The sequence below is a fragment of the Sphingopyxis chilensis genome (assembly GCF_035930445.1).
Classification (GTDB): domain Bacteria; phylum Pseudomonadota; class Alphaproteobacteria; order Sphingomonadales; family Sphingomonadaceae; genus Sphingopyxis; species Sphingopyxis chilensis.
Window position 1 is genome coordinate 2,465,425 of sequence record NZ_CP142394.1, and the last position, 13,120, is coordinate 2,478,544.

General features: G+C 65.0%; 10 protein-coding genes. 5 read left to right on the forward strand and 5 right to left on the reverse strand.

All coding sequences use genetic code 11. From position 1 onward, the window contains the following. Positions 1-17: 17 nt before the first annotated feature. Positions 18-1,001 (reverse strand): dipeptide epimerase, encoded by a 984-nt coding sequence (locus VSX79_RS11440; RefSeq protein ID WP_326913394.1) that lies wholly within the window; start codon positions 999-1,001, stop codon positions 18-20. Between the two features lie 23 nt (positions 1,002-1,024). Next, a complete protein-coding gene (locus tag VSX79_RS11445; RefSeq protein WP_179495331.1) occupies positions 1,025-3,004 on the reverse strand; it encodes a serine hydrolase in 1,980 nt (659 codons plus the stop codon). 141 nt (positions 3,005-3,145) lie between these two features. Here VSX79_RS11445 and VSX79_RS11450 point away from each other — a divergent pair, with 141 nt between their 5' ends. Together VSX79_RS11450 and VSX79_RS11455 are read left to right on the forward strand one after the other, a co-directional pair. Further along, on the forward strand, positions 3,146-3,769 hold the full coding sequence (locus tag VSX79_RS11450; RefSeq protein WP_179495329.1) for a helix-turn-helix domain-containing protein: 624 nt from the start codon (positions 3,146-3,148) through the stop codon (positions 3,767-3,769). A 23-nt stretch (positions 3,770-3,792) separates the two neighbouring features. Continuing rightward, positions 3,793-5,490: an N-acyl-D-amino-acid deacylase family protein gene (locus VSX79_RS11455; protein WP_179495327.1), complete on the forward strand. Its 1,698-nt coding sequence runs from the start codon at positions 3,793-3,795 to the stop codon at positions 5,488-5,490. Here VSX79_RS11455 and VSX79_RS11460 read toward each other — a convergent pair. Together VSX79_RS11460 and VSX79_RS11465 are read right to left on the reverse strand one after the other, a co-directional pair. Beyond that, positions 5,487-6,386: an oxygenase MpaB family protein gene (locus VSX79_RS11460; RefSeq protein WP_326913395.1), complete on the reverse strand. Its 900-nt coding sequence runs from the start codon at positions 6,384-6,386 to the stop codon at positions 5,487-5,489. The two genes, VSX79_RS11455 and VSX79_RS11460, sit on opposite strands and share 4 nt — an antisense overlap. Before the next feature lie 13 nt (positions 6,387-6,399). Continuing rightward, positions 6,400-8,838, reverse strand: a complete 2,439-nt coding sequence (locus VSX79_RS11465; protein WP_326913396.1) for a TonB-dependent receptor — start codon at positions 8,836-8,838, stop codon at positions 6,400-6,402. Between the two features lie 147 nt (positions 8,839-8,985). Here VSX79_RS11465 and VSX79_RS11470 point away from each other — a divergent pair, with 147 nt between their 5' ends. Together VSX79_RS11470 and VSX79_RS11475 are read left to right on the forward strand one after the other, a co-directional pair. Further along, positions 8,986-9,735, forward strand: a complete 750-nt coding sequence (locus VSX79_RS11470) for a helix-turn-helix transcriptional regulator (protein ID WP_326913397.1) — start codon at positions 8,986-8,988, stop codon at positions 9,733-9,735. A gap of 55 nt (positions 9,736-9,790) precedes the next feature. Continuing rightward, a complete protein-coding gene (locus tag VSX79_RS11475; RefSeq protein ID WP_326913398.1) occupies positions 9,791-10,915 on the forward strand; it encodes an acyl-CoA dehydrogenase family protein in 1,125 nt (374 codons plus the stop codon). Here VSX79_RS11475 and VSX79_RS11480 read toward each other — a convergent pair. Further along, positions 10,912-11,895 carry an acyl-CoA dehydrogenase family protein gene (locus VSX79_RS11480; protein ID WP_326913399.1) on the reverse strand — a complete coding sequence of 328 codons (984 nt, stop codon included), beginning with the start codon at positions 11,893-11,895 and terminating at the stop codon, positions 10,912-10,914. The two genes, VSX79_RS11475 and VSX79_RS11480, sit on opposite strands and share 4 nt — an antisense overlap. Positions 11,896-12,173: 278 nt before the next feature. On the opposite strand from VSX79_RS11480, the gene VSX79_RS11485 reads away from it, so the two are divergent. Then, positions 12,174-13,085 carry a DMT family transporter gene (locus VSX79_RS11485; protein ID WP_179495317.1) on the forward strand — a complete coding sequence of 304 codons (912 nt, stop codon included), beginning with the start codon at positions 12,174-12,176 and terminating at the stop codon, positions 13,083-13,085. Positions 13,086-13,120 lie beyond the last annotated feature (35 nt).

Here is a 13,120-nt window from a genome sequence, read left to right on the forward strand (position 1 = left end):
TTTAGGACATCAAATTGTCACGAACCCCAAATTTCCGCCGAACAATGAATCATGCCATCGCGATATTCGACGCCGGGCACGCGATCGCGCGCAAGAAAGGTCGGCCCGTCGAGATCCACGATGTCGCACAGCTGCCCGACCAGGTAGGAGGGTGCCATCGACAGGCTTGTGCCCATCATGTTGCCGACCATCACGTCGAGGCCGAGCTTCTTCGCCTGCCGCGCGATCGCCAGCCCCTCGGTCAGCCCGCCACATTTATCGAGCTTGATGTTCACGACGTCGAAGCGCCCGACAAGCGAGGCGGTGTCGGTAAGTGACAGCGCGCTTTCGTCGGCGACGAAGGGCAAGGGCCGCTTGAGGCCGTCGAGATCGGCCTCGCGCCCGCGTTTCAATGGCTGCTCGAGCTGCGCGATGCGCATCGAGACGAGAACCGGCAGCAGGTCGGAAAGCGTGCCGATGTCATAACCCTGATTGGCATCGACGCCGATCCACGCATCGGGCCGCGCCGTGCGGATTGCGACGACCCGCGCGATGTCGTCTGTCAAATCGCCGGTCAGCTTGACCTTGACCGGGGCTTGCGCGTCGATCGCCAGTGCGGCTTTCGCCATATTGTCCGGGCTGTCGGCGCCCAGAGTCAGCGTCGATCGCAGTGCTTTCGGGGATTCCAGCCCGGCAAGCTCCCACACGGGGCGGCCCGCCTGCTTGGCTTCGAGATCCCAGAAAGCACAGTCGAGCGCATTGCGGGCACCGCCGGGCGGAAGGAGCTGTTGCAGTTCCGCGCGCGTCGCGCCCTGCTCGATCGCATCGCGCACGCCGGTCGCTTCGGCGAGCATATGATCGATATCGTCGCCGAGATAATAGACCCCGGCCCCCTCCCCGCGCCCGACATGCGAGCCGTCGGATATCTCGGCGACGAGCAGCGCGGTTTCGGTGAAGACATGCCCCGAAATGCGGAACGGCTGATGATAGGGAAAACGCTCGACCCGAAGGTCGAGCGTCATTTTCTGCCTGCTCTGCGTCGCCATCAATAGACCATCCCAAAGCCGTAGAGGTGGAAGACGAGCGTCACCCAGACGAGTATCAGCGCGGCGAGGATCAGCAGCACCGCGCCGAGCTTCATCGTCCAGCGCCGCTTGTCCTTGATAGCGAGCCACAAGTGCCAGGCGGCCGTCGCGAGCAGCCCGAAGGCGGCGAGCGGGGTCAGGATGCGCAGCAGGTGGATGAGCCAGTCGAGCGGGCCGCCGATGCTGCCGATGTCGGCCGAGAAGGCGGCGATCAACCCGATCCAGCCGACGAGCGCGCCGATCGCGAGCCAGGCGAAGACGCGCGACAGGCGATAGGCGCGGAGCGACTTGCCCGTAAGCGCAAAGTCGGCCTTGAAGCTGCGGCGGACCATCGCACGCACCGGCCACGCCAGCGCGGCGAGCAGGATGATGCCAAAGGCGAAGATCAGCGCGGGATTGAGCCAGGCGGCGTTGACGCTGGCAGGCGCGGGTTCGAACACCATGAAAGGCGATCCGGCGTCGACGCTCCACCGCACGACGCGGCCGTCCTTCACCTCGGCGGCAAGCCGCTCGCCGGTGCCGGTGTCGCGCCACACGAAGGGCTCGACCTCGACCCAGTCGCGCGCGCCCGCGCCGAGCCCGTCGAGCGCCGGAAGGCTGATCTTGCCATCCTCGGTCAATCCGATCGTCGCCTGTCCCAACAGCCCGAACAGGCTCATGAAGTTGGTGAAGCTGCCACGACTGCTGATGTAATTGCCGACCATCATCTGCGCGTGCTGCGCGGCGGTCTTGGCATCGACCTGCGCCGGCTTTTCGGCCGGACCCGGCAGGTAGCGGTCGGCGAATTTGTGGAACAGCGCGCTACGCACCGCGCCCGCCGCGCCGTCCTTGCCTGCGCTGTTCATCGACACGAAGATTCCGACATCGGCATCGGGGAACAGCCAGAGATAGGAGTGGAACCAGACGGTATCGCCGCCATGCGCAATGGCGCGGTGGCCGTTGACCCATTGCTCATAGAAGCCAAGCGCCATGCTGTTGAGCGGGCCGACGCCGGGCGCCTTGAAATCGTGCATCATCTTTGCGGTTTCGGGCTTCATCAGCCCCGCACCGTTGTTCAGATGCGCGATCATGAACTTCGCCATGTCAGCACCGCTCGACGAAAGGCTACCCGCGGGCGCGGGGATGACCATTTCGAACGGCTCGGGCTTTTGCGTGATGTCGGGATAGCCCTTGGACATATGCGGCGCGAGCCGCGCGGGGAGCGGCTGGCGGAAAGACGAATGCGCCATGCCGAGCGGCTTGAAGATATGGTTCTCGATATAATTGTCGAAATTTTCGCCGCTGACGCGTTCGACGATATAGCCCGCGAGCGCCGTCGCATAGTTGGAATAGGCCGGCGTCGTGCCCGGCGCGAAGACGCGTTCGGGCAGCGCGAGCGGCATCTGCTTCTTCAGCGTCATCACCGCCTTGGGATCGCTGCTGATCAGGTGGCGCACCGATTCCTCGAAGCCCGCGGTGTGCGTCATGATGTTGCGCATCGTCACCGGCTTGCCCTCAAAGGGCGGGATCTTGAAATCGAGGTAGGCGTTGACGTCCTTGTCGAGATCGATCTTGCCCGCCTCGACCTGCTGCATCACCGCGGTCCAGGTCAGGAGCTTCGACACCGAACCGGGGCGGAAAAGCGTGGTCTCGGGCAGGACGGGCGCACGCTTCGCGACATCCGAATAGCCATAGCCCTTCTCAAGCACGACCTCGCCGCCGCGCACGACGACGACGACTGCGCCCGGAATGCGTCCGCGTTCGAGCGCATAGGGCAGATATCCGTCCATCCAGGCTTCGAGATCCTTGGGGTCGAGCGAAGCCGGCGCCGCGGCTGTCTTGGCGGCCGACGCAGTTGCCTCGGCCTTCTTTACGGCAGGCGCGGGCACCGGCCCCTGCGCCGCCAGCGGCAGTGCGGCAAAGGCCGCCAGCCCGATCATCGCCTTGCGGATGAAACGCATCGCTTTCCCCTTTTGTCTGGCGCGTCCTGCAACACCTTGCGGCCAGCCGCGCGACCCCTTACCAAGGGCCAACGACTGTTAGCCCGATAGGGACATAATGATCCTGATTAGAAAATTGTCAAACGGGGATTGGAAAAACTGATGGCGGACCGTGCTACCCCGCCGACGCTCGGCGCGGTGATGAAGGGCATAAGGGCGCGCAACGGCTGGACGCTCAAGGAAATGAGCGCGAAGTCGGGCATTCCTGTTTCGACGCTGTCGAAGGTCGAGCACGACCGGCTGACTTTGAGCTACGACAAGCTCCAACAGCTCAGCCAGCGACTCAAGATTCGCATGTCGGACCTCTTCGCAGAGGATGAGGAAGATGCCGCACCGCGCGTCACCGGACGCCGCAGCATCGGGACCATCGAACGCGCGGCGCGCGTCACGACCGATAATTACGACTATCACTATCTCTGCACCGATTTGCGCCAGAAACGGATGATCCCGATCCTGACGCGCATCCGCGCCCACAGCGCGCGCGAATTCGGCGAACTCGTCCATCACCAGGGCGAGGAGTTCATCTATGTCCTCGAAGGGCGGATCGAGGTGCACAGTGAATTTTACGACCCGGTCACGCTCGACGTTGGCCAGGGCATCTATATCGATTCGTCGATGGGCCACGCCTATGTCGTCGCCGATGGATATGAGGAGGCGCTGGTGCTCGGCGTCTGCTCGAGCGCCGACGACGGACTGATGGATTCGCTGATGAGCCTGCACGGCTGACTAACCTGACCCTGGAGAATGATATGGCATCGCACCGGCGCTTCGCACCCTCCCTGTTGCTGCTTTGCAGTTCGATGCTCATATCCGCCGCCGCAGTCGCGCAGGCGCCGGCCTATGACCTGATCATCCGCGGCGGCACGCTCTATGACGGGTCGGGCAAGCCGCCCGTCGTCGGCGATGTCGCAATCAAGGACGATCGCATCGTCGCGATGGGCAAGATCGACGGAACGGCGAAGAGCGAGGTTTCGGCCAAGGGCATGGCGGTCGCGCCCGGCTTTATCAACATGCTGAGCTGGGCGACCGAATCGCTGATCGCCGATCCCAGAAGCCAGAGCGATATCCGCCAGGGCGTTACGCTGGAGGTGATGGGCGAAGGCTGGTCGATGGGACCGATGAACGCGGCGATGAAAGCCCAGGAAACGGAGCGGCAGGGCGACATCAAATATCCGATCGAATGGACGACGCTCGGCGATTATTTCGGCTGGCTCGAAAAACGCGGCATTTCGACCAATATCGCAAGCTTCGTCGGCGCGGCGACGGTGCGTGTGCACGAACTGGGCGAGGGCGACGTCGATCCGACCCCCGAGCAGCTTGCCCGGATGCGCGCGCTGGTGCGACAGGCGATGAACGAGGGTGCGATGGGCGTCGGCAGCTCGATCATCTATGCGCCCGGCTCCTACGCCGAAACCGACGAACTCGTCGCGCTGACGAGCGAGGCCGCGAAATGCGGCGGCATGTATATCAGCCACATGCGGTCCGAAGGCGACCGGATCGAGGAGGCGGTCGACGAGTTGATCGACATATCGCGCCGTTCGGGGGCGCCGGCGGAAATCTATCACCTAAAGATGGCGGGGCGCAGCAATTGGGGCAAGCTCAGCGCGATCGTGAAGAAGATCGAGGATGCCCGCGCCGCGGGACTGCGGATCACGACCGATATGTATACTTATACCGCGGGCGCCACCGGGCTCGACGCCGCGATGCCGACGTGGGTGCAGGCGGGCGGGCTCGAGAAGTGGATCGAGCGCCTGAAAGACCCGGCGATCCGCGCCCGCGTTGCCGAGGAAATGAAGAAGCCCGGAAGCGACTGGGAAAATCTCTATTTCGGCGCGGGCGCTGACAAGATGATCCTGTCGGGGTTCAAGAATGACGCGCTGAAGCCGCTGACCGGCAAGACGCTGGCGGAGGTCGCGGCGATGCGCAGCAAGTCGCCCGAAGAGACGGCGATGGACCTCGTCGTCGAGGACGGCTCGCGCGTCGGCACCGTCTATTTCCTGATGTCCGAGGACAATGTCCGCAAGCAGATCCAGCTGCCGTGGATGAGCTTCGGATCCGATGCGGCGTCGCAGGCGCCCGAGGGCGTTTTCCTGAAATCGGGCGCACACCCGCGCACCTATGGCAATTTCGCCCGGCTGCTCGGCCGCTATGTCCGCGACGAAAAGCTGATCCCGCTCGAACAGGCGGTCTATCGTCTGACCACCCTGCCCGCGACCAATTTGGGGATCAAGGATCGCGGGGCGCTCAGGCCCGGCTATTATGCCGATGTCGTGGTGTTCGACCCGGCAGTGATCGGCGACCGGTCGACCTTCGAGAAGCCGCACCAATATTCAGTCGGCGTGCGCGACGTGTTCGTCAACGGCGTCGCGGTGCTACGGAACGGCGAACATAGCGGCGCGACACCGGGGCGCGCGGTGCGCGGCGCGGGCTTCAACCGCTGTTCCTAAGCGGCGGCAAGCAAGAGCCGCTGCTGGGCGGGTGATCTGAACAGGAAATCATGCGGCAGGCCGAGGCGGACGCTCGCCTGACAATGCGGCGCCGCACGATCGACATGTCGGTCGGCGAGCCGGCCGGCGATGCGCAGCGCGGCGCGGTCGCGCCGCGTCAGGTCGTAGCGGGTTCCAAGCGCCAGCTTGTGCCGGATATGATCGGGCAGCAGCGACACCGACGCGCGGGCGATGGCGCGATGCAGAAAACGCGGCACGCCCGGCGCAGCGCGGCCCGACTGGATAATATCGAGGAATTCGAAGATGATCGGATGCGGCTCCAAGCGCGGTTCGAGTTCGGCCATCATGTCCATGAACGCAGCCACCGTTGGCGGGGTGCGACGCGCGCCGAACTCGCGCCCGATCGCATCGCCGTCGCGCATGAAGCGGTCCTTGTCGGCATCGCTCAGCGGGTGGACGAAACGATCATAGGCCATCAGGAAACCATAGGAAGCCGTCGCCGCGACCCAGTCGAGCAGGAGCGGGTCCATCGCGCGATATCTCTCCCCCACCGACGTTTCGCCTTTCACCTTGCCGTGCATGCGGTTGACCTTGCCGATCACCTCCTTCGCGGCGCTTGCGGACCCATAACAGGCGAGCATGGCGACGAGACCGGTGCGGCGCGAGCGGCCGATCGGATCGGTCTTGTAGGTTGAATGGTCCCACACCCCCGACCGGATGCGCGGCTCGGCGAATTCGAGCAGCACCGCCGCGATGCCGCCGATGCCGAGCGCGATCGGATTCTTGTACACGCGCCACTGGACGCTGTCGGGCGCGAGCAGCGCAGGTTCGCCAGTCGGCGCGGCGAAATCGATCGCGGTCCCCAGATAGTCGGTCTGCATCGGCAAACGCGCCACGTTGATGGCCTCCTTAGAAGTCGTAACCGACGGTCAGCCCATAGGTTCGCGGCTGGTTGGCGAAACGCACGACAACATTGGCGTTGCTCGCCACCGCCGACCAATAATATCTGTCGAGCAGATTCTTCGCCCACAGCGATACCGACCAGCCGCTTTCATGCCGAAGGCCAAGGCTTGCGTTGACGGTGCCATAGGCATCGACCTTGTAGAGATCGAGATCCTCGAAGATCGTATTCGACTTGCTCTGGTATCGCGCGCTGACCGCGCCCGTCAGGCTGATCTCCTCGCTGACCGGCGTGTCATAGGCGATCGTGATGCTACCCTGGAATTTCGGGCTATAGATGAATTCGGCGCCGTCGAAATTTTCTGGCTGGCCGGCCGCGTTGGTGCCGTTGTAATCATTGATCCGCGTCTTCAGCCACAGCGCGTTGGCGGCGAGAGTCAGCCCCGTCGCCGGCCGGATCGTCAGTTCGCCTTCGACCCCATAGGCCTCGCTGTCGGGGACATTATCGAGGCGCGACAATGCGGTGTAGATCGGGTCGGCGAAATAGGTGCTGATCTGCTTGTCGCGATAATCATAGTAGAAGGCCGAGAGATTGGCCTGCACCGCGCGGTCGGCGAGCGTCGCCTTCACGCCGACTTCGTAGGCGGTCAGTTTCTCTTGCTTCACCGGTGCATTCTGGCGCGCGAGGTTCGCGGCGTTGATCGGCGTCGTCCCCGATTTATAGCCGCGCGATACCGACACATACATCAGGGTGTCGTCATTCGGCGACCAGTCGAGTGCGACACGCCACGCGAGATTATCTTCCTTGAGCAGCGACTGCACCTCGCCGAAAGTGCCCGTCGCAGGATCGAATGTGTTGCACTGACCCGCCGCGATTTCGGGCGCGAGGACGCCATAGGTCTGGAAATAGAGCGCGCGGTTCACGACGTTGACGTTGGGCAGCATATTGCCGTTGAAATCGCGCGAGCAGCCATTGTAGCGCTGCTTGTCCTCGGTATAGCGCACCCCGACCGTCAGCTTCACCTGCTCGGTCAGTTCGGCATCCGCGTTGCCGAAAATGCTCCACGTCTTCGTCCGGATACGACCGAAATCCTCATAGGTGCGGAAAGCCTGGCTGAGTTCGGTCGGCGTATAGCCACCCGAATTGAACGGCGTCCCGAGCAAGGGCACACCCGCGCCGCGAATGAGCCCGACGTTGGCGTTCTGGCCCAGCAAGGTGCGGTTGGAATCGATGATGCGGTCGTTCGCATAATAGGCGCCGACGAGCCAGTTGACCGCGCCGCTTTCGCCTTCCAGATGCAGTTCCTGTGCGAAGCTCTTGATCCGCCCGACGGTGTTCTGGAGCAGGATTTCGAACGGCGCGCCGCTCCAGTCGGAGAGCGCGTTGCGCCTGAAATCATTATAGCTCGTCAGCGAAACGAGCTTCGTCGTTTCACCGAGATCCTGATCCCAGCGCAGCTTGAGCCCCCAGAAGCGATTGTCCTCGGCGAGCGGGCCATCGAGGCCGAGCCCCGAGCCGATGTCGGCAGAGCGCGCAGCTTCGGGCGCCCAGTCGGCCTGGCTTGCCTTGGTCGGGAAATTGTGCGCGATATAATCGGCGAGCCCGGGCGCGTTGAAGAAGCGCGAATTGCTGGTGCCGGTGACGGGGTCGGTCGCAGGCGTGAAGCCGATCCCCTGCCCCGCGACGGTATCCGACCTGTTGCGCCACCAGGTTACGGAAAGGTCGAAATGTGTTCCCGGCGCCGGATCGATCGCAAGCGAGCCGCGGATGCCCAGCTTGTCGACCTCGCCGAGCCGTTCGTCCCGCGTGTTGCTGACCTGCCAGCCCTTGTCGCTATTTTCGCTGCGGAACGCGATGCGCGCCGCGACGCCTTCGCCGAGCGGGCCCGAAATATGGCCGCCGATATTATAGGTCTGGTAATTGCCGAGGTCGGCCTTGATGCTCCCCGCGAAACTGTCGGTCGGCTTGGCGGTGATGAAGTTGATCAGGCCCGCCGTCGTGTTGCGCCCATAGAGCGTGCCCTGCGGGCCTTTGAGCACCTCGACGCGCTCGAGGTCCATCACCGGGCCGGTGTTCATGATCGGATAGGCATAGGCGACTTCGTCGACATAGGTGCCGACGGTCGAGGTCGAGGAGAGGTTGATCGTGTTGAAGCCGATTCCGCGCAGCGTATAGGTAGGCACGCCCTGATAGCTTTGCGAAACGGTGAAGCTCGGCGCGACCGCAGTCAGATCGCGCATGTCGGTGACGCGCAGATTTTCCAGCGTTTCGCCATCGACCGCCTGGATCGCCATACCGACGTCGTTCATCGACTCCGCGCGGCGCTGTGCGGTGACAATGATGTCGCCTTCGGCCGCGACGCCGTCGGGCGCGCCTTCCCCGGCGGCAAAAGCAGGCGCCGCCAGAACGAGCCCCATCGCCGAACCCGCGCCCAGCAAGATACGCATTGCTTTCATCACTCATCCTCTCTCAAACACCTTGTCCCGCGGCTCGTCTTTGTGCGAGCGTCGCGCGAACCGGACCGTGACAGAACAAAGGATTGCGGCGGGGCGAGCAAGCTGACACCTGTGTCAGGATAAAGGAGGGACGCGGGCGTGACCGATCAGAGGGCCGAATGCTGGGCGGAGATGCCTGCGCTCGTAGCGGCGGTGCAAGCCGCGGGCGATGCGATCGGCCTTCCCTATGTCGCGGCGCAAGCGGACCTTGGCGACCCCGAACCGATGAGCGACGAGGAAGGCCGCCCCTACGCCGAAACCAGCTTTCACTGGGTTGATCCGAGCTATGCCTATTGGCGCGACCGCAAGCTCGCGCTGCAACTCGCCTTCCTCACCGCTGCGCGCCTCGCCGCCGAACCCTTTTACTACAGTGACGGGCGCCTCGGCACGTGGCGCCCGTCGCACCTTCTCGACAAGGTCGACTGTTCGCAGGCTCGGAACACGCCCAATTTCGGCGAGGCGATCATCGCGCCGGTGCATCTGCCGCGCGGGCTGGTCGGCGCGGTCTTCTGGTGCTCGCGCGAACCGATCGGGGTGGAGGCGGTCTTCGCCGAACAAGCCGGGCATCTGCACAACCTTGCGGTCAAGCTGGTCGCGACGCACAACGAGGCGCGCGGCCGCCCGCGCAACGCCACCGTGCCGCAGACGCTGACGCGGCGCGAGGTGCAATGCCTGCGTTGGGCAGCGGCGGGCAAGACCGACGGCGAGATCGGCATCATCCTGTCGCTGTCGGTGTCGACGGTGCGCTTCCACTTGCGCAACGCCGCGGGCAAGCTCGGCGCGACCGGTCGCGCCCAGTCGATCCAGATCGCCGCCGGGCTCGGCTTCGTCGGCGCGCGCGCCGCCTGATGCAGGTGCCAGCTTGGCGCGGCATCGGCCAAGAGCCTAAGCCGGGACTATGGACATGCTGAACGACCCGGCGTTGACGGCCTTTCGCGGCGAGGTTCGCACCTTTCTTGCGACGCATCTGACCGAGGACATCCGCCGCGGCGCAGCGCGCGCAACGAGCGTCTTCATCGACCCCGATATCTCGCTGCCCTGGCAGCGCATACTTCATGCCAAGGGCTGGGCCGCGCCCGACTGGCCCGCCGAGTTCGGTGGTCCCGGGTGGAGCGAGATCGAGCGTTATATCTTCGCCGCCGAATGCGCAGGGGCCGGCGCGCCGAACCTGGCGCCGATGGGGCTGAAAATGGTGGCGCCAGTGATCATGCACTATGGCAGCCCGGAACAGCGCGCCCATTATCTGCCGCGCATATTGTCGGGCGAGGATTATTGGTGCCAGGGCTTTTCCGAACCCGGCGCGGGATCCGATCTTGCCGCGCTGCAATTACGGGCCGTGCCCGATGGCGCCGACTATGTGCTGAACGGTTCGAAGATCTGGACCACGCACGCACATTTCGCGAACCGCATGTTCGCGCTGGTGCGGACGTCGAATGAAGGCAAACCGCAGGCGGGTATCAGCTTCCTGCTGCTCGACATGGCAACGCCGGGGATCAGCGTCGAGCCAATCCGCACACTCGCGGGCGATCATGAGTTCAACCAGGTCTTCTTCGACGATGTGCGCGTGCCGCAGGCAAACCGGCTCGGCGACGAGAATGAGGGCTGGTCGGTCGCGAAGCACCTGCTGACGTTCGAGCGCGGCGGCAAATATGCGCCGGGGCTGATCGGTCGGCTCGAACGGCTGCGTGCGCATCACGACATCGACCCCGCACTTCGCGCGCAGCTCGACCGCGAGGCAGTGACGCTCAAGGCGCTGCAGGCACTCGAGCTGAAAGCGATGCGCGGCGTAGGCGGCAGCGCGGCGCTCTATGCCTCGGCGCTCAAGATCCTCGGGACGGAGGCAGCGCAGCGCATCGACACGCTGGCATGCGAGCTCGCCGGCTATGCGGCATGGGCCGACGCCGACGGGCAGGCGCCCGCCGATCTGGCGGTCGCGGTCCCGCGCTACCTCAACGATCGCGCCGCGACCATCTATGCCGGATCGAACGAAATCCAGCGCGACCTGATCGCGCGGGCGATGCTCGGCTAGGACGCCACCTCGGCAAAGCGCACGAGGTGGCCGCCGCGCGGACCGAATGCCGCCGCGATCGCCAGTGCACGTTTGAAATGCCCGCCGAGGCTGAGTTCCTCGGTCAATCCCATCGCGCCGTGGATTTGCACGGCACTCTCGCCGGCGATCCGCACCGCGTCGCCGACCTCGATACACGCCGCGCTCACCGCCTGCGCCCGGTCGGCGCGATCCTGATCGACGGCGACGATCGCCACCTCCGTCAGCGCTGCCGCCTTCATCGCCGCAAGCTGCATGTCGGCGGCGCGGTGGCGGAGCGACTGGAATCGGCCGATCGCCATACCGAACTGCTTGCGCTGCCCAAGGTAATCGACGCTGTCGGCGATCATATGCTGTATCAGACCCACCGCCTCGGCGCAGCGCCCGGCGAGGATCAGGTCGTTCGCATAATCGGTCAGGCCACGAGCCTTGTCCCCATCCGCAAGCAAGCTCGCATCGCCTGGCTTGAGTGTGAAGGCGAGATCAGCCGACACGCTGCCGTCGTGCATGATGCGATGCCGCTGTTCAACCTTGCCGCCGTCGGCGGCGATGAGCAGCAGCGCCTCTTCGCTTGCGAGCAGCAGCAGGTCGGCTTCCGCCGCGCCTGCGACCAGGGCGGCGCAGCCGCGCACGAGCCCGTCCTCGACGGCCGGCATCGCGGCGGTCGAGGCGGCACAGATGATCGCGATGCGGCGCCGGCCCGCCGCCAGATCGCCAAGCGCCGGATGCGCGGGCGCAATGCGCGCGAGGAGCGCGCTCGCCGCGACGTGCGACAGCCAGTCGGCGCCCGCGAGCGCCGGGCCAAGCTCGGCCATCACGAGCGCGATGTCGATCGGACCGCCGCCGAAACCGCCGACATTTTCGGGCAGCGCAATCCCGGCGAGGCCGAGCGACGCGGACAGGTCGCGCCAGCCGGGGCGCGCATGGTCGGCGAGGAAACGCTGGACGCTTTCCTGAAGCATGCGCTGATCTTCGCAGAGCGGAAGGTCGAGGGCAGCCATGTCAGAAGGCCGGAGCGGCGGGGCGCGGCTGTTGGTCGGTATGTGTCATTTGCTCTCCCGCACCGTTTGTGCCGCGTGGAGCGGCGCGGGTCTAGCTGATTGGTGTGGCAGGTCACCCGGACGGATGCGCCCCGCGCTTCCGGAGACTGCCTCATATACTTAGCAATAAAAGTATTGCATGGCAAAGCGATGCAGGACTGGGAACGAATCGGGGACGCGGCGCGGCGCGGAAGTAGGACATGAATCCCATCTGGCTTCCCGCATCGCTGTTTGGCGGCCTGTTCCAGGCCTGGCGCACCGCATTGCAACAGCGCCTGCGCGCCGAGCTCAGCGTCAGCGGCGCGGGGCTGATCCGCTACCTTTACGGCGTTCCCTTCGCCCTTGCCTTCGCCACCATCTGGCTGACGATCCAGCGCGACGCCGTCCCCATATTCGGTGCGGCTTTCGCGGCCTTCACCGTCGCGGGGGCAATCACGCAAATGGCGGGAACGATCCTGCTGATCATGGCTTTCGGGCATCGCGGCTTCGTCGTCGGCACCGCCTTTTCCAAGACAGAAGCGGTGCAGGCGGCGCTCGTCACCGCGCTGTTCCTTGGCGAGCGATTGCCGCTGCTCGCATGGATCGGGATCGTCGCCGGGGTTGCGGGCGTGCTGGTGCTCGCGCTCGCCGGACGCGGGGTTTCGGCGCGCGAGCTCAGGCGCGCGTTCGGCCAGCCGGCGGCGCTGTGCGGGCTCGGCGCGGGATCGATGTTCGCGCTCGCGGCGATCGCCGTGAAACTCGCGACCGCCGAACTGGAAGATATCGACCTGGTCGGATCGGCGCTCGTCACGCTCGTCGTCGTGATGGCAATCCAGACCGGACTGCACATCCTCTGGGTCGCGCTGCGCGACCGCGATACCCTGCGCGCGGTTTTCCGGACGTGGCGCAATTCGAGCCAGGTCGGGCTGCTGTCGGCGCTCGGCTCAGCCTGCTGGTATATCGGCTTCGCCGCGGCACCTGCGGCGCTGGTGCGGATCGTCGGGCAGGTCGAGGTCGTGTTCACGATCGGCTTTGCGCATTTCTACCTGCGCGAGCCGGTGCGGTGGCACGAGATCGTCGGGCTGCTGCTCGTCGTCGGCGGCGTCGTGATGGCGCTGCTCGCCACCTTTTAGGGCCACGTTGGTCAGGCTTTTCCAAACGGAGTATA